This window comes from Micromonospora sp. NPDC048868 (assembly GCF_043198195.1).
Taxonomy (GTDB): Bacteria; Actinomycetota; Actinomycetes; order Mycobacteriales; family Micromonosporaceae; genus Micromonospora; species Micromonospora reichwaldensis.
This window is the reverse complement of sequence record NZ_JBICUN010000001.1, coordinates 252959-273610: the sequence shown is the minus strand read 5'-3', so window position 1 is coordinate 273610 and position 20652 is coordinate 252959. Positions and strand designations below refer to the sequence as shown.

Genomic DNA, 20652 nt, shown 5'->3' with positions numbered 1-20652 from the left:
ATCGTGGGATGAGCGCAGCCGAGGAACCGTTGCCGGGCAACGCCACCGCCGGCGTGGTGCGCGTCGGCGACACCGTGCGCCGTCCGGTCGGCCCCTGGACCGACGCGGTGGACGCCCTGCTGGAACACCTGCACGCGGTGGGATTCTCCGGCGCGCCCCGACCCCTGGGCCGGGACGCGCAGGGCCGGCAGGTGCTGGAGTACGTCCCCGGCGAGGTCGGCGAGGCGTCGGGCACCTACCCGGTGGCGGACCTGTCCGCGATCGGCCGGATGCTGGCCGAACTGCACGCCGCGCTGGCCGGCTTCACCCCGCCGGCCGGCGCGGCGTGGCAGCGGCTCATCCCGCCCGACCGGGAGGAACTCGTCTGCCACAACGACGTGGCCCCCTGGAACCTGATCAGGGCGGACCGGGGCTGGGTGCTCATCGACTGGGACGCCGCCGCGCCGGGCTCCCGGCTGTGGGACGTCGCGTACGCCGCGCAGAGCATGGCCGGCCTGCGCCCGGACCGGCCGGTGGCCGAGTCGGCGGCCCGGCTGCGCGCCTTCGCCGACGGCTACCGCCTCGACGAGGCGTCCCGCCCGGCCCTGGCCGGAATGCTCGGCCGCCGCGCCCGGGCGATGTACGAACTGCTGCGCGAGGGCGCGGAGCAGCGGCGCGAGCCGTGGGCCCGGATCTGGACCGAGGACGGCCCGTACTGGCTGGCCACCGCCGACCACCTCGCCGCCCACACGCGGGAATGGGAGGCGGCCCTGCGCTGACCACCCTCCCGCCACCGCGAGCGAACCTCTCGGCGAGGGCCGCCCCGCCCCTCACCGCCGGGGCCGGGCGTCGCCACCTGACGCCGAGGCGGGGCCCCGCCACTCGCGGTCGTAGCTGCGGCGAGTGGAACGCTGTGGCTGTCAAGACCCTCGGGTGACAGCCCCGGTGTTCCACCCGCCGCCCGGGTGCCGCCGCCCCTTGTCTACGGGACCCGCTCGGTGGTACGGCCGCAGGACGGGCAGCGGTCGCCGGTGCCGACCGGCCCGGGTCCGCGTAGGCGCTTGCGCAGGGCGAGCGCCAGCGGCAGCAGCGCGGGGCCGGCGACGCCGACCAGGACGGCCGTCGCGGCGAGGGCGTCCCAGCCGGGGGTGGGCGCGCCGCGCATGTTGCCGTCGAGCGCGCCGGCCAGCGGCTGAAGGAAGAGCAGGCCGACCGGGGTCAGCAGCACCAGCAGCGCCCAGCCGCCCCGGGGATCGGCGCGCAGGGCCAGCCCCGCGCCGAGCAGCAGCACCACGACGAGCAGCGTCACGGCGGCGCCGGGCAGGATCCCGCTCGCCGTCCAGCCGTGGTAGCTGACGTAGGAGTCGTAGCGGGGCAGCAGGTTGACACTCGTGAGGCCGGCGACGGCCACCGCGAGCAGGGGCGCCGTCCGGATCAGCGCCGGCAGCCGTTCGGGCAGGGCCAGCGCCACCAGCCCCAGCCCGACCTGTGGCAGCAGCACGAACAGCGGTGGTCGGGGCAGGCCGGCGAGGGCCGCAACGGGTATGACCGCGACCGTGAGTAGCAGGGCCAGGGACACCGCGCGGCGGGTCCATCGACCCGGTGCCGCCGCGTGCACGGCCGCGGCGAGCAGCCAGGCCGCCCACACCCCGATCCCGAGCGAGACGAACGGTCCGGCGTGCGGCACGCCCCACTGCGCCATCGGCGGGTGCAGCTCCAGCCCCGACCAGACCCCCGCCAGCGCCGTCGCGGTGAGGAAGGCGAGGACGGCGGCGAGGCGTACGCCCGGGATCAGGTCGGCGGCCCCGGCGGCCCGCAACCGCTGGCGCACGCCGCCGCGCACGAGGTCCGCGGCGTCCGCGGGCGAGGGCCAGCGTCGCCCCGGCCCGGCCAGGTCGAGGTACGTGCCGACGATCTCCGCGCCGCGCGCCCGCCGGTACTCGGCCGGGTACGCCCGCAGCAGGCGGTGGTAGCGCCGCTCCAGCTCGCTCATGCAAGCCCCCCGGCGGTACGCGGGGCGAGCGGCCGGGCCGCGCGGGCGCGCAGGCGGGCGGTGGCCGCCTCGACGTTGCGGCGCAGGCGCTCGGTCTCGGCGCTCAGCGTGGCGTCGCCGGCAGGGGAGAGGCGGTAGTAGCGGCGCAGTCGGCCGTTCACCACCTCCTCGCGGTCGACCTCGACCAGGCCGGCGTCGGTCAGCCGGTCGAGCGCGCCGTAGAGGGTGCCGGGCCGCAGCGACACGCGCCCGTCGGAGAGGGCGGCGACCTCGCCGATCAGGCCGTAGCCATGCATCGGCTCGCCGGCCAGCGCGGTGAGGATCAGAAAGGTGGGTTCGCGCAGCGGAGTGTCCACGCCAGCAATATAACGGACGCGAAGGTATGCGGTGGCCCGTTACGTGGCTTGGGCGCCGCCCGGCCGCCTCGACGGGCAAGGTAGGGGCGCGATCGCGCGTCGAGTGGAACACCACGGGTGTAAAAGCCTTCCCGTGACACCCATGGTGTTCCACCGGCCGCGATCGCGGAGCCGGTGGGGCGGAGGGCGGTCGAGCCGGAGCCGGTCGGACGGACGGAGGGTGGTCGGGCCGGGCGGGAAGGTGCGTGGCGCGGCAGGGGCGCGCGGTGAACGCGGGGGTGCCGGTGAACGCAGGAAGGCCCCGGGGGGACCCGGGGCCTTCCTGAGGTGTTCTGCTGCGTCAGCAGTCGAAGTACATGGCGAACTCGTGCGGGGTCGGGCGCAGGCGCACCGGGTCGACCTCGTTGGCGCGCTTCCACTCGATCCAGGTCGAGATCAGGTCGGGGGTGAACACCCCGCCGTCGAGCAGGTAGTCGTGGTCGGCTTCAAGGGAGTCGAGCACCGCCGACAGCGAGCCCGGGACCTGCTTGACGTCGCCCCACTCCTCCGGCGGCAGGTCGTAGAGGTCCTTGTCGATCGGCGCCGGCGGCTCGATCTTGCTCTTGATGCCGTCGAGGCCGGCCATCATCATCGCCGAGAAGGCCAGGTAGACGTTGGCCGACGGGTCCGGCACGCGGAACTCGACGCGCTTGGCCTTCGGGTTGCTGCCGGTCACCGGGATGCGCGTGCAGGCGGAGCGGTTGCGCTGCGAGTAGACCAGGTTGACCGGCGCCTCGAAGCCCGGCACCAGCCGGCGGTACGAGTTGACCGTCGGGTTGGTGAAGGCAAGCAGCGACGGGGCGTGGTGCAGCAGGCCGCCGATGTACCAGCGGGCCATGTCGGACAGGCCGGCGTAGCCGGTCTCGTCGTAGAACAGCGGCTCGCCGTTGAGCCACAGGCTCTGGTGGGTGTGCATGCCGGAGCCGTTGTCGCCGAAGAGCGGCTTCGGCATGAACGTCGCGGTCTTGCCGTTGGCCCAGGTCTCGTTCTTCACGATGTACTTGAAGAGCTGGAGCTGGTCGGCCGCGTGCAGCAGCGTCGAGAACCGGTAGTTGATCTCGGACTGGCCGGCGGTGCCCACCTCGTGGTGCGAGCGCTCCACGGTGAACCCGCTGTCGACCAGCCGGCGCACGATGCTGTCGCGCAGGTCGGCGAGGTGGTCGACCGGCGGCACCGGGAAGTAGCCGCCCTTGTACGCGGTCTTGTAGCCGCGGTTGCCGCCCGGCTCTTCGCGGCCGGTGTTCCAGGCGCCCTCGATCGAGTCGATGTAGTAGAACGACTGGTGCGCCGAGGTCTCGTGGCGGATGGAGTCGAAGATGTAGAACTCCGCCTCCGCCCCGAAGTACGCGGTGTCGGCGATGCCGCTGGCGGCCAGGTAGGCCTCGGCCTTCTTCGCCACGTTGCGCGGGTCCCGGCTGTAGGCCTCGCGGGTGAACGGGTCGTGGATGAAGAAGTTGAGCGCGAGGGTCTTCTGTGCCCGGAAGGGGTCGATGAAGGCGGTGGCGACGTCCGGGAGCAGGAGCATGTCCGACTCGTGGATCGCCTGGAAACCGCGGATCGACGACCCGTCGAAGGCCAGGCCCTCGGTGAAGAAGGCATCGTCGACGGACTCGACCGGCAGGTTGAAGTGCTGCATCACGCCGGGCAGGTCACAGAACCGTACGTCGACGAACCTCACGTCCTCGTTCTTGAGGTATCGCAGGAGTTCCTCGGGATTGGCGAACACACGTCCTCCTGGCACGTCCACGGGTGGCTAGGCTCTTGGCGACGCTATGGCCGCGCGGTTGCCCGGCCATGTCTTGAGTGTTTCTGCCGTGTTACGTCCCTCGCGGAGCGTCATCCGCGCCGCTCGGGCGGGCCGGACCGGGCGACGGGACACCACCGGCTGTGCCATTCTATTGACACTTGCTCGCTTTCGCCCCTTTTTGCTGCCCGGGTGCGGGCGACCGTCCCCGATCCGTCCATACCCCCTGGATACCCTTGACCGTTGTGACCAAGCCGCATGATCGCCCCGTACCGCCCGCGTCGGATCCCGCCTTCACGCCGCCCAGCCTGGGGCGCCGGTTCGGCGCGCTGGTGATCGACTGGGTGCTCTGCCTGCTCGTCGCCGGGGGCTTCGCCGACCCGGTCCGTGACGGGTGGGCGCCGGTGCTGGTGCTGATCGTCGAGTACGGCTTCTTCCTCGGGCTCTTCGCGCAGACGCCGGGCATGTTCATCACGAAGATCCGCTGCGTCGCCTGGGCCGACGGCGGTCGCATCGGGGTGGCCCGGGCCCTGCTGCGCGGGCTGCTGCTCGCCCTGGTCGTCCCGGCCCTGCTGATGGACGGCCACCGTCGCGGCCTGCACGACCGCCTGGCGGGCTCCGTCGTCACCGACGCCCCCCGCCCCTGAGACGAACGAAGAGCCGGGCCCTGCGAACAGGCCCGGCTCTTTCGCGTACACGTCGGAAGGTCAGCGACCGCGCGTCTGGCGGAACGCGCCCCGCGCGGGTCGCATGTTCTTCGGGATCGCGCCCTTGGGCATCTGCGGGCGGGCGGTGAGCGCCTTGAGCCGCTTGTCCAGCGAGTTGACGTCCTTGCCGCTGAGGTTGCGCGGCAGCCGCATCAGCGTCATGCGCAGCTTGCGGATCGGCAGCTCGCCCTCCTCCTGCCCGATCACGTAGTCGAAGAGCGGGGCGGAGCCGATCACCTTCGCCAGCCGCCGCTTCTCCTGGCCGAGCAGCCCGCGTACCCGCTGCGGGTTGCCCTCCGCCAGCAGGATCACCCCGGGCCGGCCGATGACCAGGTGGACCATGTCCATCTGCGTGGTGGAGCTGACCGCCGGGGTGACCCGCCAGTCGCCCCGCATGCTCTCCATGATCTGGGCCGCCGCGCCGGGCTGCCCCTCGGCGGCGTTCATCATCGCCCGGTTGGACCGCAGGTTGAGCACGATCAGCAGGCAGAGCAGGGCGAACAGGATGCCCAGCGGCAGCCAGATCCAGCCCCAGAGCAGGACCGCGACCACGGTGAGCGCGAGCGGGATCAGCACCGCGCCAGCGGCCAACGGCGCGAACCACCGGTCCTGCTTGGCGGTGAACTTGAACACCATCCCGATCTGCTTCAGCCGCTGGCCGAACGAGACCTTCTCCTGGGGCTTTGCCATGCCGCAGAGTCTAGTGGTCGCCGCACGTCGCGTTGTCCGCGGCCAGGCTGAGCCCCGTACGCCGCCGTGCCGCCGCCGAGGAACTGGTGGACCGCGCCCTGGCCTGGGACGGAAGCTTCGGTCAGGGGCCGGGCAGGTAGATCCGCCAGCCGGGGACGGTGACCAGGTCGAGCGCGGCCGGATCGGTGCGCCGGCGCTCGTCCAGGCGGGCCGCCAGCGGTGAGCCGTCCGGCGCGACCCAGGCCGGTGCCGCCGACTGCCGCACCGCCCGGCGGTACGGCAGGTACCGGTCGTGCCCCGGGCGCAGGTCGTCGTCGACGACCGCGCAGAGCACGTCCTCGCGGGTGGCGAAGGTGAGCCGGTTGCAGGTCCAGTAGCCGCCGTACACGTGCCGGACGCCCCGCTGGCGTAGCACGGCGACCAGTCCGGCGTGCCGGGCCTCGGCGGCGCGGGCGGCCGGCGCGGCGTCGACCGCGCCGGCGGTGGCCACGGCGGCGGTGCCCAGCGTCGCCGCGAGCACCAGGACCGCCGCGAACCCCGTCACGCCCCGCCACCGCGCTCCGGCCCCGACGCCACCGCGTCTCCGGACCCTGCCCGCCCCGCCCGCACCCGTCCCGCCCGCGTCCGCGCCCGCTCGGCCCGTGCCCGCTCCGCCCGTGCCGCCAAGGCCCGGCAGGCCCGTGCCCGCCCCGGCCGTGCCGCCCGGGCCCGCCCCGGCCGTGCCGCCCGGGCCCGCCCCGCCCGTGCCCGCCCCGGCCGTGCCGCCCGGGCCCGCCCCGCCCGTGCCGCCAAGGCCCGGCAGGCCCGTGCCCGCCCCGGCCGTGCCGCCCGCGTCCGCCCCGCCCGTGCCGCCAAGGCCCGGCAGGCCCGTGCCCGCACCGGCCGTGTCCGTCCCGGCCGTGCCCGCTCCGCCCGTGCCCATCCCGGCCAGATCAGCCCAGGCTGTGGCCGGCCGGGCCGCGCGGCGGGCGGCCGACCAGAGCGGCCAGAGCAGGGCCGGAACGGAGATGAGCAGGCAGGACAGGTACCGGGAGCTTTCCACCGGCGTGCGCCCCGCAGCGCTGCTGGCCGCATACAGGGCGAGCGTAGCGACGGCCGCGCCCACCAGACCGAGCCGGACCGCTCCGCCGGTCGCCACGCTGGATCTTGGACAGTTGCCGTCGGCCCTGAACGGCAACTGTCCAAGATCTGCGACGGGTGGGCGCAGCGCGCGCCAGGCCGAGAGGGCGGCCGCGAGGAGCAGCAGCGGGAGGGCGACCGCCCACCACGACTGGCCGGGCGCGCAGTGGCTCGGGGAGCAGAAGCCCATGCCCAGCGGCGGGCCGAGCACCAGCCCGCCGTGCAGCCGGTCCGCCCAGCCGGCGGGCTGCCCCGAGCCACCGGCGGCGAGCACCGCCGCGACCGGATTGCGCCCCGTCGCCAGGCTGTGCACCAGCAGCGGCCCGGCCCCGACGAGCGCGGCGGCACCGAGCAGCACGCCGGCCCGGCCGCGCAGCTCGCGCCGGCCGTACGCGAGAAGCACCGCGCCGGTCGCCGCCACGTACGGCAGCAGCAGCGGGTCCACCCAGAGCATCAGCCCGGCCAGGAATCCCCATCCCGCCCAGCGGGGCAGTCGGCGTCCCGGCCGGCCGGCCGCCAGGTCGTACGCCAGCACGGCCAGCGCCACCCCGGCCGCGTTCATCTCCGGGTACCCGCCCCCGGCGATGAGCTGGTTCTTCACCACCCGGTCCGAGCCGAGCGCCAGCAGCGCCACGACGAGCAGGGCGAACCAGTGGTCCCCGGTCAGCCGCAGCGTCAGCCGCCAGGCGAGCACGACGAAGACCGCGTACAGGGCGAGGGTGGGCAGGCGCAGCCCGAGCGTCGACGGGCCGACCAGCGCGAACACCGGCGCGGCCAGGTAGGCCTCCAGCGTGCCCATGTACGCCTGGCCGTAGAACCAGACGGGAAACTCCTGCCCGCGGGAGATGTGCAGCGCGGCCAGGCCCATGGTGGCCTCGTCGCTGTTGGTCGGCGGCGCGTCGTGCAGCAGCAGGCCGAGGCGGTAGCCGGTCCCGGCCACGACGGCGAGCACGGCGAGGACGGTCGGCAGTACGGGCCGCCGGTCGGGCGGGAGCGCGGGACGCGAGTCACGCCACCGCTGGCGTACGCCGACCGTCATGAGCCGATCATGGCAGTTTGCCGCCGGCCCGTGGTCGACCGGTGCCGGCGCGTCGCCGGGGTGGTCAGCCGGCGGTGACCGGAAGGCCCTCGCGGGCCTCGAGCGCCTGCCGGTAGAGCCGCCCGGCCCGGTACGACGAGCGCACCAGCGGCCCGCTCATCACGCCCGCGAAGCCGATCTCCTCGGCCTCCTCGCGCAGCTCGACGAACTCCTCCGGCTTGACCCAGCGGGTGACGGGGTGGTGCCGGGGGGTGGGGCGCAGGTACTGCGTGATGGTGATCAGCTCGCAGCCGGCCTCGTGCAGGTCGCGCAGCGCCTGGGAGACCTCGGCGCGCTCCTCGCCCATGCCCAGGATCAGGTTGGACTTGGTGACCAGCCCGTCGGCGCGGGCCTGCCGGATCACGTCCAGCGACCGCTCGTAGCGGAACGCGGGCCGGATCCGCTTGAAGATCCGCGGCACGGTCTCGACGTTGTGGGCGAGCACCTCCGGCCGGGCGCCGAAGACCTCGGCGAGCTGCTCGGGGACCGCGTTGAAGTCGGGGATCAGCAGCTCGACGCCGCAGCCCGGCTGAAGGGCGTGGATCTGCCGGACGGTCTCGGCGTAGAGCCAGGCGCCGCCGTCGGGCAGGTCGTCGCGGGCCACGCCGGTGATGGTCGCGTAGCGCAGGCCCATCGAGACCACCGACTCGGCGACGCGGCGCGGCTCGTCGGCGTCGAACTCGGCCGGCTTGCCGGTGTCGATCTGGCAGAAGTCGCAGCGCCGGGTGCACTGGTCGCCACCGATGAGGAAGGTGGCCTCCCGGTCCTCCCAACACTCGTAGATGTTGGGGCAGCCGGCCTCCTGGCAGACGGTGTGCAGCCCCTCGCGCGAGACGAGCCCGCGCAGCTGGGTGTACTCCGGCCCCATCTTGGCCTTGACCTTGATCCACGGCGGTTTGCGCTCGATCGGCGTCTCGGCGTTGCGCGCCTCGATCCGCAGGAGGCGCCGCCCCTCGGGGGCGGGCGTCGTCGTGCGCGCTGCCTGGCCGGTCGTCGGCGCGGAGTGCTCGATCGTCACAAAACCGAGCCTACGCCCGACGGCCGCCGTCGATGTAGTTCGGGCGACCGGCGTCACCCCGGGAGTCTTGTGACGCCGGACACCGGGGCCGGGAAAAACCAGTCACAGGAGCCTCGGCGGGGGTGCTAGCGTGCCCGCCAGAGCTGTGACGGAGCCGAGTAGCGCCCCGACCCGCCAGTTGAAGAGAGCCGCCGGTTGCTGCGAGGCGGTCTGGCGCCGGGCCCGCGAAGACCCTCCCGAGCTGCGGGAAGAACGGCGGATGGCCGGCGCGCCGCGCGCCTGCGCGGGCAGGCCGCACCGCCCAGTAGAGCCCGCCCGGCTGGCCCCGGTGAAAAGGCGACGAACGAGGCCCCCGTTCCGCGGGGGCGAAGGTGTGGTGGCACCGCGAGGTTTCCCGCTCGCCCACACCTGACGGGGTTGGGGCGACGCCCGCCACCCCGTTGGCAGGCGTCGCGATCGACCGAGAGGCAGCCCTGCCATGCAACGTGTCCTGTCCCGCCAACTCTCCGCCCATGTCGGCGTACCCGTCCGGATCGCCGGCTGGGTGCACCGCCGCCGGCTGCTCAAGTCGGTGGCCTTCCTGATCGTCCGGGACGCCGCCGGACTGACCCAGGTGGTGGTCACCGACCCGGCCGTGCGCGCCGAGGTGGAGGCACTGACCGAGGAGACGGTCGTCGAGGTCACCGGCACGGTGGTCGCGAACCCGACCGCGCCCGCCGGGGTCGAGCTGACCGCGCCGGCGGTACGACCACTCGGCCCGCCCGCCGTACCGCCGCCGTTCGACCTGTACCGGCCGGCGCTCACCGCGAGCCTGCCCACCCAGCTCGACCACGCGCCCGTCGCGCTGCGCCACCCGACCCGGGCGGCGGCGCTGCGCGTCTCGGCGGCGGCGGTGGCCGGGTTCCGGGCCATACTCGACGCCCGCGACTTCGTGGAGATCCACACGCCGAAGGTGGTCGGCTCGTCCACCGAGAGCGGGGCGAACGTCTTCGCGCTGGACTGGTTCGGCCGGCCCGCGTACCTGGCGCAGTCGCCGCAGTTCTACAAGCAGCTCATGGTCGGCGTCTTCGAGCGCGTCTACGAGGTGGGGCCGGTGTTCCGGGCCGAGCCGCACGACACCGTCCGGCACCTGGCGCAGTACACCTCGCTGGACGCGGAGCTGGGCTTCGTCGCCGACCACCGGGACGTCATGGCCGTGCTGCGGCACACCGTGGCCGGCATGCTCGACGCGGTACGCGAGCGGGCCGGGGGCGCGCTGGCCACCCTCGGGGTGTCGGCCCCGGACGTGCCGGCCGAGATCCCCGCCGTGCACTTCACCGAGGCCCTCAGGATCGCCGGTGCGCCGGCCGACGAGCCGGACCTCGCCCCGGCGCACGAGCGGGCGCTGGGCGAGTGGGCGCGGCGGGAGCACGGCTCGGAGTTCCTCTTCGTCACCGGGTACCCGATGGCGAAGCGGCCCTTCTACACCCACCCGGACCCGACGCGGCCCGCGTACTCGAACGGGTTCGACCTGCTCTTCCGGGGACTGGAGCTGGTGACGGGCGGGCAGCGGCTGCACCGGCACGCCGACTACCTGGCGGCGCTCGCCGCCCGGGGCGAGCCGGTCGAGCCGTACGCCGGCTACGTCGCCGCGTTCCGGCACGGGATGCCTCCGCACGGCGGCTTCGCCATCGGCCTGGAACGCTTCGTGGCCCGCCTGACTGGCGCAACCAACATCCGAGAGGTCACCGCCTTCCCCCGCGACCTCCACCGCCTGACCCCCTAGCCCCCCGGCTGCCCCTGCCACTGGCCCGCGTTGATCATGAAGTTGTTGTCGTCGGCATCGGCGTGTCGTGACAACAACTTCATGATCAACGGGGCGGGGCGGGGGAGGGCGGGGGAGGGTGGGCGAAGAGTGGGGCGTTCAGGGTGGGCCTAGGAGGTCCCAGGGGTTGCCGGCTATGTCGCGGAAGACGGCGACCCGGCCGTACGGTTCCGTGCGCGGGGGCTTCACGAACTCGACGCCCGCCTCGACCATCCGCCGGTGGACGGCGTCGAAGTCGTCGACCTGGAGGAAGAAGCCGACCCGGCCGGCGACCTGGTCCCCGACCGATCGAGCCTGCCGGTCGCCGTCGGCGCGGGCCAGCAGCAGCCCGGTCTGCGCGCCGGGTGGGCGGACGACGACCCAGCGCTTCGGCCGGCCGTCGTTGGTCAGCGAGGGGGAGTCCTCGACCAGATCGAAGCCGAGCACGTCGGTGAAGAAGGCGATGGCCGGGTCGTACTCGGCCACGACGATCGTGACCAGGTCGATCCGCACCGGTCAGGCCGTGACGAGGGTGGGCAGGTGGCGCTCCACGACCGGCAGCACGTCGGCCACGGACACCGGGCGGCCCAGCTCGGCGGTGAGCGAGGTGACCCCGGCGTCGCGGATCCCGCAGGGCACGATCCGGTCGAAGTGGCCCAGGTCGCAGTCGCAGTTGATGGAGAAGCCGTGCAGGGTCACCCCGCGGGCGACGCGGATGCCGATGGCCGCCACCTTGCGCGCCGGACCCCGGTCGTCCTCGGGCACCCAGACCCCGCTGCGCCCCTCGACCCGGCCGGCGGTCAGCCCGAACTCGGCGCAGACGTCGATCAGCAGCTGCTCGGTGCGGCGGACGTAGGCGACCACGTCGACCGGGTCGGGCAACCGCACGATGGGGTAGCCGACCAGCTGCCCCGGGCCGTGCCAGGTGATCTTGCCGCCCCGGTCCACGTCGACGACCGGGGTGCCGTCCATGGGTCGGTCCCACGGCTCCGTGCGCTTGCCGGCGGTGTAGACGCTCGGGTGCTCCAGCAGCAGCACGGTGTCGCCGCGCTCGCCGGCCACCACCGACTCGTGCAGCCGGCGCTGCTCGTCCCAGGCGGCCTGGTAGTCAAGGACACCGGCGCGGACGGCCGTGAGGCCGGAGGTCGTCGTGGTCACGCCGCCAAGCCTAGACCCGTACCGGCCGGTCACCATCGGTGACGCGGCTCACGACGGGACCCGGCGGCGGGGCCGGCCGCCCGCGATCGCCCGGGGCGACGGCTCAGCCCTGCGGGACCCGCCACAGCCACACGTCGTCGACCCGCTCGGGCGGCCCGAGCAGCGAGGTCACCGTACGCCGGATGGCATCCTCGTCGACCGGCCACTTCGCCCCGTGCACCTCGTCGGGCAGCACGATCGTCTCGATCCGCCAGTGCCGCAGGTCGGCGCGGACCTCCTCGACGCTGCCCTCCGTGATGATCGGCACCAGCCCCGTCCGGCCGGCCTGGTCCATCAGCGCGCCGAACGGGCGCGGCGGCGGGCCGATCCGTCCCCGCCCGTCCGGGCCGCCGGGGCCGAGGAAGAAGCCGGAGGGGATGGCGAACTCGCCCTGCCGGTGTGCCAGCGCGTACGCCTGCCAGCGCTGGCCGTCGGGGTAGACGTCGAGGGTCAGCGGCACCGGGGTCAGCACCCCGCCGGGGGAGACGTACTCCCGCCACGTCCCGGCGGTGATGAAGCGCGGGATCGGCTCGCGTTCGATGGTCAGCAGCGGCGTCGGCACCAACGGCAGCAGCGCCAGCGCGAACCCCGCCCACCAGGCCAGCCGCGTGCGGCGGCGCCGGGGCGGATCGGCGCGGAGCTGGTCGACGGCGTACGCGAGCAGCACCCCGATCACCGGCGCCACGACCAGCGCCAGCCGGGCGGGCAGGGCGGCGTTCACCACCGGCAGGTGCCCTAGCAGGTCGAACGGCATCGGCAGGTCCGTACGACGGCCGTCGATCTTGGCCTCGGGGCCGAAGGAGAGCACGGTGAAGACGACGGCGGTCACGCCCAGCGCCCAGAGCGTCGCCCGGCGGGCCGCGTCGGCCCGGCGCCACAGCGCCACGAAGCAGGCGACGGTGAGCAGCAGCAGCCCGATGCCGAAGAACGAGTTCTCCTCGGTCGGGTTCGGTGCCAGCCGGGTGCCAAGGCCCACCTCCCCGGCCAGCGAGCGGCGCGGGTACGCCCCGTAGGCGACGACGTCCTCGGAGTGGATGACCGCGTCGAAGCCGGTGCCGTGGAAGCGCTGCGGGCCGGCGAAGTGCAGCCACAGCGGGTACGCCAGCAGCACGCCCGCGACGACGGCGGTCACGCCGAGGCCGCGTAGGAAGGTCGGCAGCGCCGCGCGGGCCTCGGCGCGGCGGGCCGGGTGCAGTGCCCAGACGGCGACGAAGACGCCGAGCGCCAGCGCGGTGAAGAAGAGCCCCTCGGCGGCGATGGAGAAGGCGACGGCGACGAGCACGCCGAGGATCGCGCCGTCGCGCAGCGGGTGCCGGGAGCGGCGCAGCGCGAAGGTCCGCCAGATCAGCAGCGGCACCAGCCAGCCCGCCGTCCAGTTCAGGTGGGCGTTGGCGTGCGAGACCATGCCGGGGGAGAAGCCGATGAACAGCCCGCCCACGGCGGCGGCGAGCGGGCTGCGGACGAGGTGCCGGGAGAGCAGCCAGTACCAGGCGAGCGCGGTGGCGGCCAGGTTGAGGGTGAGGATCACCAGGAACGTGGCAGGCGGCCCGATCAGGTACGTCAGCGGCGCGAAGACCACCGCGTACACGGTGATCGAGGTGTTGACCGCGAGGTTCACCCCGTCGGGGACGTTGACCAGGTACGTGAAGAGCGGGTTGTCGCCGTGGGTCACCGCGTGGCCGCCGAAGGCCAGCAGCCACTCGAAGAGCGCCTGGTCGCTGGAGTTGACCGTGATGGCGCGGCCGTTCGGGTCCTGCCACAGCCCGCTGGTCACCCAGACGGCGAGCGCCAGCGCGACCAGCGCCACGATCAGGTCGGCCCGCCGGTGGCGGACGACGCGGGGCGGCGAGGCCGGCGAAGGCGCCAGGGACGGGGAGGTCGGCACGCAGCGGACGTTACCAACCGCACCGGGGCACGCCGGTCAGGACGCACATCCTCCGGGCGCGGAATGTGTGACCGTGCCCCATGTCACACCATCGACGCATCGACGTAACGTCGCGGCAATTCGCGGGTGACCCAGTTCACACCCCGTCCCCAGGAGGCCCCGTGCGCCGCTCCCCGTCCCTGCTCTCCCGGCTGACCGGCGCGGTCGCCGGGATGGTCCTCGCCGCCGCCGCGGTGGCGACCGTCGCCGCCCCCGCCCAGGCCGCCACCCTCACCCAGGTCACCAACTTCGGCTCCAACCCCGGCAACCTCGCCATGTACGCGTACCGGCCGGACAACCTGCCGGCGGGGGCCCCGGCCGTCGTGCTGCTGCACGGCTGCACCCAGAACGCGGCCGGCTACTTCGCCAACTCCGGCTGGCAGAAGTTCGCCGACCAGTGGAAGTTCACCCTGATCGTGCCGCAGCAGTCCAGCGCCAACCAGCCGCTGAGCTGCTTCAACTGGTTCGTCGAGCAGGACATCACCCGAGGCTCCGGCGAGGCCCTGTCGATCAGGCAGATGGTCGACCACGCCAGGAACAACTACGGCACCGACGCCCGCCGGGTGTTCGTCAGCGGCCTCTCCGCCGGCGGGGGGATGAGCGCGGTCATGCTGGCCACCTACCCGGACGTCTTCGCCGCCGGCTCGGTCGTCGCCGGCCTGCCGTACCGCTGCTCGCCGCCCGCCTCCACCAGCACCTGCCAGTACAGCGGGGTGAACAAGACCCCGCAGGAGTGGGGCAACGCGGTCCGGGCCGCGTACCCCGGGCACACCGGCCCGCGCCCCCGGGTCGCCATCTGGCACGGCACGTCGGACTCCACAGTCGTACCGGCCAACGCCACCGAGCTGCGCGACCAGTGGACCAACGTCCGGGGCGTCTCGCAGACCCCCACCAGCACCGCGTCGCTGCCCGCCAACACCAGCCTGGAGGTGTACGGCAACAACGACGTCCGCGTCTACCGGGTCTCCGGCATGGGTCACGGCACCCCGGTCGACCCGGGCCCGGGTGCCGAGCAGTGCGGCACCGCCGCCGCGTACATGCTGGACACCATCTGCTCGGCGTACCACGACGCGGTCTTCTTCGGCCTGAACGGCGGGACGAACCCCACCCCGACGCCGACGGCGAGCCCCACCGCGTCCCCGACCGCGAGCCCCACGGCCTCCCCGACCGCCAGCCCGACCACGGCGCCGACCTGCGTCACGGCCAGCAACTACGCGCACGTCACCGCCGGCCGCGCCTACCAGTCCGGCGGCTACGCCTACGCCAACGGCTCGAACCAGCGGATGGGCCTCTACAACACCTTCTACACCAGCACCCTCAAGCAGACCGGCCCCAACCACTGGGTGATCGGCTGCTGATCCCGCTCCGGCACGTCGGTCACGAAGTTGTCGTCACCCCGCCCCGCGCGGCGTGACGACAACTTCGTGGTCGACCGGCTCAGGGGGCGGTGAGGGCCGCGTGCAGGGCGGCGGCCAGGGTGGGGTGGCGGTAGGTGAAGCCGGCCCCGGTGAGCACGCCCGGGAGGACGCGGGTGCTGGTCAGCGCCTCGTGCGCGAAGCCGCCCAGCACCACCTTCAACGCCAGCGCCGGGATCGGGACGATCGCCGGCCGGCGCAGTTGCCGGGCCAGCTCCCGGGTGAACTCGGCGTTGGTCACCGGGGCCGGCCCGACCAGGTTGACCGGTCCCACCAGGTCGTCGCGCTCCAGCAGGAACCGGACGGCGTCCAGCCAGTCCGCCATGGAGATCCACGGCAGCCACTGCCGGCCGCTGCCGAGCCGCCCCGCGATGCCCAGCCGGAAGGGCAGCAGCTGCGGCTTGAGCAGCCCGCCGTCGCGGTGCAGCGGCAGCCCGGTGCGCAGCCGCGCGACGCGTACGCCCGCGTCCTCGGCCGGCCGGGTCGCGGCCTCCCAGACCCGGCAGACGTCGGCCAGGAAGCCCTCGCCCGCCGGGGCGTCCTCCTCGACCGCCCGGTCGCCGGTGTTGCCGTACCAGCCGACCGCCGAGGAGTTCAGCAGTGCTCTCGGCCGGTCGGCCTCGGGCAGGCCGGCGATGGTGATCGCCAGCGTGGTGGTGGTGTCGACCCGGCTGGACCGGATCAGCTGCCGGTACCCGTCGTTCCACCGCTTGTCGCCCACGCCCGCGCCGGCCAGGTTGACGACCGCGTCCGCCTCCGCCACCACCGCAGGGTCGAGCTGCGCGGCGGACGGGTTCCACTGCCGCTCGTCGGCGGTGCGCGGCGGCCGGCGGACCAGCCGGGTGACCTGGTGGCCGTCCGCCGTGAGCCGGTCGACCAGCCGGGTGCCGAGGAAGCCGGACGCGCCGGCCATGAGGATCCGCATGCTCCCATCTTCGGGTACGGAGGGCGGATCGGATGCGCTGTGGCGGGCGCGCACCTCAGCGGGCACGACGCCGCCGACCGACCGGCCGACCGGCCGGCGGCGTCGCGCCGGATCAGCAGCCGGCGGTACGCGTGTAGTTCTGCGTCCCGAAGTAGAGCGCCAGGTTGCCGCTGAAGCGCACCTTGATGTCGCTGCCGTTCAGGCGCTGCTCGTAGTGCAGGTGGGAGCCGGAGGAGCCGCCGCTGTTGCCCACGTAGCCGATGGTGGTGCTGTAGCCGACGGACTGGCCGACCGAGACGTTGAACCCGCTGAGGTGGGCGTAGTAGGTGGTGTACCCGTTGCCGTGGTTGATCCGCACGTACCGGCCGTAGCTGGTGTCGCCGAGGTTGGCGACGACGTCCACCGTGCCCGGGGCGCTGGCCTTGACCGGATCGCCGTGGTCGTTGGTCCGGTTGAAGTCGATCGCGTACTGCGGGCTGTGGGTGGTGCGGGTCTGGCCGGACCACGTCTGGTTGCACGGGAACGGCGTGCGGAACGACGGCGCGGCGGCGGCGGGTGACGCCGGCACCAGGAACGCGGCGGTCGCCAGCAGGGCGGCGCTGAGGGAACTCGTCAGGCGGGTACGCATCCGAACCTCCACGGTCATAACCTTCGATGTCTCTGCCGGATGATGTCAGAAAGTTTCGATGACCGGAAGCGTCCCCGCCCTGGCGCACCAGCGCGCTGCGAGGGTGCCGTTCCGCCTCGATTGCCGTCGATGCGTCGCTCAGGCGGCGAGACGGGCCAGCACCGGCGTGAGCGGGTCGAGTGCGTCCTCGCGTACGACGAAGCGGGTGACGCCCCAGCGGCGCCGGTGTGCGGCGACCGCCGTGACGATCTCGTCCTCGGTGCCGATGAGCACGAACGGCGTCGCGAGCAGCTCGGGCACGCTCAGCCCGACGTCGGCCGCCGTGGGTGCGGCGGCGGCCTCGGCGTCGTCGGTGACGGCCACGTGCTGCACGAGGGCCTCCAGCACCGGCGGCTCGGCCCGCCCGGCCGCGCCGGCCGCCACGCAGGCGAGCTGCTGCTCGATGTCGGCCTCGCGCCAGCGCACCGTGTGCGCGTAGCCGTCGGGCAGGGTGCGGCCGAGCCCGGACAGCCCGACCACGTCGGCGTGCGCGCCGGCCCAGCGCAGCATCGCGGAGTTCGCCGTGCCGAGGGTGAACGGGATCCGCCGCTGCACCGGGCGCGGGGTCTCCAGCCGCGCGCCCCGCAGCACCAGGTCGGGGGAGTCGACGGTGACCTCCTCGCCGTCGAGCAGGGCGCGGACGGCCTCGGCCACGGCCAGGCAGCGGCGCACCCGCCCGGCGACGTCGGGGCGCTCGCGGCCGACCGCGCGCCACTCGGCGGGGGTGTGGCCGGCGCCGAGGCCGAACCGGGCCCGCCCGCCGGAGAGCAGGTCGAGGGAGGCCACGTCCGAGGCGAGCAGCATCGGCTCGCGGACGCCGGCGTTCGAGACGTACGAGCCCAGGCCGATCGTCGAGGTCACCGCCGCGGCGGCGGCCAGCGAGACGAAGGGGGACGCCGCCGAACCCGGATGGTCGGCGGTGAACAGGGTGTCGAAGCCGGCCGCCTCGGTCCGCCGGGCCAGGTCCAGCCAGCCCGGGCCGTCGGACGGGACCGCCTGGAGGGAGAAGATCGCCATGCTCCCACCCTGCCCGGGCGCTGCCTACCGGCCAAGCCCGACGACCGCGATTCTGCTACCGGCAGACCCCGGGCCGGGTCGAACGCCGAGTCGACCCCCGTGGTGCCGCCGGCGCTCTCGCCCGGGTGCGGGTCAGCGGACCGGTCCAGGGTCACGGTCGAGCGGCGGGAGCGGAACCCCGAGGAGGCCCTCGGTGCTGCCCTCGGTCAGCTCGTTGAGCGCGCGCACGAGCTTCTTCTCCTCATAGACGAAGTGCGTCTCGAGCAGGGCGGCGAGAGTGTCCAGTTCGGCCCGCATCTCGTCGGGCGGCGCGGCCCCACCGACCAGTTCCTCGACCCGGCGCAGGGCCTCGGCCACGATGTGGTGGTCGGCCTCCAGCTCGCGCAGCACCGGGGCCAGCTCGGGCACCCGCTCGCCCAGCACCCGGAACGCCCCGGCGTCCTCGCCGTTGTGGTGCCGGGTCAGTGCCGCGCAGAAGGCCAGGCAGTGGGCCCGCAGGTCCCTCGGCCGTACGCCGGGGTCACCCACCCCCTCGCGCAGGCGGGCCAACTCCTCGCGGAGCCAGAGGTGGATCTCGACCAGCTGGTTGCCGAGGGCCCGCAGGCGCTCGTGCGGCGTGATGGGGGGCATGTGTGTCCCATGCTGTCCCGCGCCTCCATGCCCTCGGCGGTCTGCTTGCCGGGTGCACCGCGACGCTGCGCCCACCCTACGACAGCAGGCGCGGCGACACGTGCCCGGTCAGGGCCGGCGGACCGGCCGGACGGAGACCAGCTCCTCCAGCCCGACGAAGTCGGCCGGGTTGGTGGTGTAGAGCGACAGTCCGTTCGCGTACGCGATGGAGGCGATCATCAGGTCCGCCAGCCGGCGGCGGGTGGTGCGCCCCGTGGCCAGGACCGCACTGGTGACCAGGCCGAAGGCCCGCGCGGCCTCGGCGTCGAAGGGCAGCGGCTCGAACACGGCCTCGGCATGCTGGAGGACGCTGGTCCGCCGGGCCCGCTCGGCGCGGTCGTCGGTGTGGTGCGGGCCGGCGGAGAGCTCCGCGAGCGTCACGGCGCTGATCACCATCTGCTCGGGCAGGTCCTCCGGGCCGAGGGCGCCGAGATGGATCACGACGTTCGTGTCGATCAGGCCACGGACCGGCGCCTCACCACTCACGGCTGAACGGGTCCTGCTCGACCGACGAATCGATGTCCGCGCGGAACCTCTCGTCGTCGAGTACGGGGGCCGTCGCGAAGGCGGCGAGCACCTCCGCCCGGGGGACGAACGTGCGCCGGCGCAGCGGGATGAGCTTTCCGACGGGGGTGCCGTTGCGCGTGATGACGAAGGACTCGCCGGACTCGACGTGCCGCATGATCGCGCCCGAGTCGTTGCGCAGCTCCCGCTGCGTTATCTCCCGATGAGCGTGCTCTGCCACGACACGATCCTAGTCCAGGGTGCTACGGAGTGCTACGACCCTGCGGGGGAGCGGTGTGCTCCGGTGCCAACTGTCAGGTCGACGGCTCGTCCGGGGTGGGCTCGCGCCAGCGGGCGCGCCAGGCGGCCTCGTGCGCCTCGTGGATGGTCTTCTCCTCGAAGACCATCTCGCGCAGGGCGCGCCGGGAGTCCGCCATGACCACCGCCTCGACGGCCACCAGCCCGACGCAGATCGCGGTGAGCAGGGTGAGGGCGGCCAACCCCGGCAGCCGTTGGCCGACGGGAAGGGTGGCGGCCAGGAGCAGCACGGCACCGACCCTGGTCCACGACACGGTGCGCAGGGTGCGCCACTGGAACAGCATGTTCGCGCACAGGTAGCAGGCGACCCCGCCGAACAGCAGCAGGACGCCGGGGCCCTGCGTGGGGTCCCCGACGGGCGTGCCCGGATCGGCGACCTGGTGCACGATCTCCTCGGCGCCGAGGGCGAACAGGATGATCCCGGCGATCATCGGCAGGTACATGTAGGCGTACGCGTCGCGGGCCATCGAGACCCGGGGCCGGCCCTCGGCCGCGTGCAGGGCTATCCGGGCGGCCGGTGCGATCACGTCGTAGTGCGCCCACCACAGCGCGGCCGTGAAGAAGATGCCGAGCACCGCCGCGGCGACCGCCGGCCAGGTCGGCGGCTGGCCGAGCAGGTTGCTGCCGACGCCGACGGAGATGACGGACTCGCCCAGGGCGATGATCAGGATCAGGTCGTAGCGCTCGGTCCAGTGCTCGGCGGAGGTCACCGTCCAGCCCCAGGCGCCGGCGACCAGGCCCATGCCGTACTGGAGCAGGACGACGCTGACCCACAGGCCGTCGCGCAGCATCGCCGCCCGGCCCGGGTCGTCGATCTGCGGCGGGATCAGCGCGGCGGAGATGAGCAGCAGGGTGCTGACCGCCATCTCCGGTGAGTACTTCAGCAGCAGCCGACGCTCCCCGGGTCTCTCCTGCGCGACGTGCCAGTACAGCGCCAGGTGCACGCCCCGGATCACCACGTAGCTGAGCGCGACCACCATCGGTCCGGCGGCCACGTCGGTCGCGTCGCTGAAGGCCTGGGGGAGGGAGAGCGCGAAGCAGAAGAGCGCGGCCATGCCGATGACCATCAGCACGGGGACGAAGCCCTCGCCGAGCCGGACCCGGGTGGCGACCACGCAGTGCACCACCCAGCACCACCAGAGCACGGCGAGCACGAGCATGGCGTGCCCGAGCTGCCAGCCGGAGATGTTGGCGGCGGTGGCGCGGGTGATGATGAAGAACGAGAAGACGAAGACCAGGTCGAAGAAGACCTCGAACCGGTCGACCCGGGCGCCGGGGGCGATCGAGACGGCCGGTCCCAGCCGCTCGCGCCACCGGATGCCGCCCACCTCATCCACTCTGGCAGCGCCCTGTCGTCGCCGGGCCGGAATCGCGTGAGCGTGCCGAGGGCCGGGGGCGACGGTGGACGAGGCGGCCGGAACGGCGACGGGGGGCCCCGGCGGGGGGCGGGGGGCCCCGGGGGGGGGGCCCGCCGGCCCCCCCCGGCCCCCCCGGCCGCCGACTTTGCCCC

20 protein-coding genes are annotated in these 20652 nt (G+C 73.9%); 4 read left to right on the top strand and 16 right to left on the bottom strand.

Annotated features, from left to right (window positions below; all coding sequences use genetic code 11):
• The first annotated feature begins 8 nt into the window (after positions 1-8).
• Complete coding sequence (locus ACGFNF_RS01265; RefSeq protein ID WP_393164965.1) at positions 9-758, top strand: phosphotransferase; 750 nt, start codon at positions 9-11, stop codon at positions 756-758.
• A gap of 203 nt (positions 759-961) precedes the next feature.
• On the opposite strand, the gene ACGFNF_RS01260 is transcribed toward ACGFNF_RS01265, so the two are convergent.
• From ACGFNF_RS01260 to glnA, 3 genes are all read right to left on the bottom strand, one after another.
• The gene (locus ACGFNF_RS01260) at positions 962-1972 is read right to left on the bottom strand and encodes a hypothetical protein (RefSeq protein ID WP_393164963.1); all 1011 of its coding nucleotides are present in this window, start codon (positions 1970-1972) and stop codon (positions 962-964) included.
• On the bottom strand, positions 1969-2328 hold the full coding sequence (locus ACGFNF_RS01255) for a PadR family transcriptional regulator (protein ID WP_393164961.1): 360 nt from the start codon (positions 2326-2328) through the stop codon (positions 1969-1971). Before ACGFNF_RS01255 ends, ACGFNF_RS01260 begins: the two co-directional genes overlap by 4 nt.
• A gap of 340 nt (positions 2329-2668) precedes the next feature.
• Positions 2669-4093 carry a type I glutamate--ammonia ligase gene (gene glnA, locus ACGFNF_RS01250; protein ID WP_393164959.1) on the bottom strand — a complete coding sequence of 475 codons (1425 nt, stop codon included), beginning with the start codon at positions 4091-4093 and terminating at the stop codon, positions 2669-2671.
• Positions 4094-4356: 263 nt separating this feature from the next.
• Here glnA and ACGFNF_RS01245 point away from each other — a divergent pair, with 263 nt between their 5' ends.
• On the top strand, positions 4357-4758 hold the full coding sequence (locus ACGFNF_RS01245; protein ID WP_393164957.1) for an RDD family protein: 402 nt from the start codon (positions 4357-4359) through the stop codon (positions 4756-4758).
• A gap of 60 nt (positions 4759-4818) precedes the next feature.
• Here ACGFNF_RS01245 and ACGFNF_RS01240 read toward each other — a convergent pair whose 3' ends face one another.
• The 3 genes from ACGFNF_RS01240 to lipA form a co-directional block, all read right to left on the bottom strand.
• Positions 4819-5508: a DUF4191 domain-containing protein gene (locus tag ACGFNF_RS01240; RefSeq protein WP_132236063.1), complete on the bottom strand. Its 690-nt coding sequence runs from the start codon at positions 5506-5508 to the stop codon at positions 4819-4821.
• 121 nt (positions 5509-5629) lie between these two features.
• Positions 5630-7666: a hypothetical protein gene (locus tag ACGFNF_RS01235; protein WP_393164955.1), complete on the bottom strand. Its 2037-nt coding sequence runs from the start codon at positions 7664-7666 to the stop codon at positions 5630-5632.
• A gap of 64 nt (positions 7667-7730) precedes the next feature.
• Positions 7731-8780, bottom strand: a complete 1050-nt coding sequence (lipA, locus tag ACGFNF_RS01230; RefSeq protein ID WP_192581533.1) for a lipoyl synthase — start codon at positions 8778-8780, stop codon at positions 7731-7733.
• A 421-nt stretch (positions 8781-9201) separates the two neighbouring features.
• Here lipA and aspS point away from each other — a divergent pair, with 421 nt between their 5' ends.
• On the top strand, positions 9202-10488 hold the full coding sequence (aspS, locus tag ACGFNF_RS01225; RefSeq protein WP_393164953.1) for an aspartate--tRNA(Asn) ligase: 1287 nt from the start codon (positions 9202-9204) through the stop codon (positions 10486-10488).
• A gap of 138 nt (positions 10489-10626) precedes the next feature.
• Here aspS and ACGFNF_RS01220 read toward each other — a convergent pair whose 3' ends face one another.
• The 3 genes from ACGFNF_RS01220 to ACGFNF_RS01210 form a co-directional block, all read right to left on the bottom strand.
• Positions 10627-11019, bottom strand: a complete 393-nt coding sequence (locus tag ACGFNF_RS01220) for a VOC family protein (RefSeq protein WP_393164951.1) — start codon at positions 11017-11019, stop codon at positions 10627-10629.
• A 3-nt stretch (positions 11020-11022) separates the two neighbouring features.
• The gene (lipB, locus tag ACGFNF_RS01215; protein ID WP_327029189.1) at positions 11023-11664 is read right to left on the bottom strand and encodes a lipoyl(octanoyl) transferase LipB; all 642 of its coding nucleotides are present in this window, start codon (positions 11662-11664) and stop codon (positions 11023-11025) included.
• Between the two features lie 103 nt (positions 11665-11767).
• Entirely contained in the window at positions 11768-13588 is a 1821-nt protein-coding gene (locus ACGFNF_RS01210) for a DUF2079 domain-containing protein (RefSeq protein ID WP_393164949.1), read from the bottom strand.
• A gap of 161 nt (positions 13589-13749) precedes the next feature.
• Here ACGFNF_RS01210 and ACGFNF_RS01205 point away from each other — a divergent pair, with 161 nt between their 5' ends.
• Entirely contained in the window at positions 13750-14985 is a 1236-nt protein-coding gene (locus ACGFNF_RS01205; protein ID WP_357578210.1) for a PHB depolymerase family esterase, read from the top strand.
• 79 nt (positions 14986-15064) lie between these two features.
• Here ACGFNF_RS01205 and ACGFNF_RS01200 read toward each other — a convergent pair whose 3' ends face one another.
• The 7 genes from ACGFNF_RS01200 to ACGFNF_RS01170 form a co-directional block, all read right to left on the bottom strand.
• The gene (locus ACGFNF_RS01200) at positions 15065-15967 is read right to left on the bottom strand and encodes a TIGR01777 family oxidoreductase (protein ID WP_393164947.1); all 903 of its coding nucleotides are present in this window, start codon (positions 15965-15967) and stop codon (positions 15065-15067) included.
• 112 nt (positions 15968-16079) lie between these two features.
• The gene (locus tag ACGFNF_RS01195; protein ID WP_311414743.1) at positions 16080-16595 is read right to left on the bottom strand and encodes a M23 family metallopeptidase; all 516 of its coding nucleotides are present in this window, start codon (positions 16593-16595) and stop codon (positions 16080-16082) included.
• A 138-nt stretch (positions 16596-16733) separates the two neighbouring features.
• Positions 16734-17651, bottom strand: coding sequence for an LLM class flavin-dependent oxidoreductase (locus tag ACGFNF_RS01190; protein ID WP_357578208.1), 918 nt, complete (start codon positions 17649-17651; stop codon positions 16734-16736).
• A gap of 132 nt (positions 17652-17783) precedes the next feature.
• Entirely contained in the window at positions 17784-18281 is a 498-nt protein-coding gene (locus tag ACGFNF_RS01185; protein WP_357578207.1) for a hemerythrin domain-containing protein, read from the bottom strand.
• A 108-nt stretch (positions 18282-18389) separates the two neighbouring features.
• A complete protein-coding gene (locus ACGFNF_RS01180; protein WP_393001985.1) occupies positions 18390-18806 on the bottom strand; it encodes a type II toxin-antitoxin system VapC family toxin in 417 nt (138 codons plus the stop codon).
• Positions 18796-19065 (bottom strand): type II toxin-antitoxin system prevent-host-death family antitoxin, encoded by a 270-nt coding sequence (locus tag ACGFNF_RS01175; RefSeq protein WP_132236089.1) that lies wholly within the window; start codon positions 19063-19065, stop codon positions 18796-18798. Before ACGFNF_RS01175 ends, ACGFNF_RS01180 begins: the two co-directional genes overlap by 11 nt.
• A gap of 73 nt (positions 19066-19138) precedes the next feature.
• Complete coding sequence (locus tag ACGFNF_RS01170) at positions 19139-20470, bottom strand: low temperature requirement protein A (protein WP_357578205.1); 1332 nt, start codon at positions 20468-20470, stop codon at positions 19139-19141.
• Positions 20471-20652: the final 182 nt, after the last annotated feature.

Bases quoted from the DNA above. Each gene is read 5' to 3' on its own strand.
- ACGFNF_RS01185 (WP_357578207.1), bottom strand. From the start codon at position 18,281: ATGCCCCCCATCACGCCGCACGAGCGCCTGCGGGCCCTCGGCAACCAG.
- ACGFNF_RS01195 (WP_311414743.1), bottom strand. From the start codon at position 16,595: ATGCGTACCCGCCTGACGAGTTCCCTCAGCGCCGCCCTGCTGGCGACC.
- ACGFNF_RS01190 (WP_357578208.1), bottom strand. From the start codon at position 17,651: ATGGCGATCTTCTCCCTCCAGGCGGTCCCGTCCGACGGCCCGGGCTGG.
- ACGFNF_RS01260 (WP_393164963.1), bottom strand. From the start codon at position 1,972: ATGAGCGAGCTGGAGCGGCGCTACCACCGCCTGCTGCGGGCGTACCCG.
- ACGFNF_RS01235 (WP_393164955.1), bottom strand. From the start codon at position 7,666: ATGACGGTCGGCGTACGCCAGCGGTGGCGTGACTCGCGTCCCGCGCTC.
- ACGFNF_RS01265 (WP_393164965.1), top strand. From the start codon at position 9: ATGAGCGCAGCCGAGGAACCGTTGCCGGGCAACGCCACCGCCGGCGTG.
- aspS (WP_393164953.1), top strand. From the start codon at position 9,202: ATGCAACGTGTCCTGTCCCGCCAACTCTCCGCCCATGTCGGCGTACCC.
- ACGFNF_RS01240 (WP_132236063.1), bottom strand. From the start codon at position 5,508: ATGGCAAAGCCCCAGGAGAAGGTCTCGTTCGGCCAGCGGCTGAAGCAG.
- ACGFNF_RS01200 (WP_393164947.1), bottom strand. From the start codon at position 15,967: ATGCGGATCCTCATGGCCGGCGCGTCCGGCTTCCTCGGCACCCGGCTG.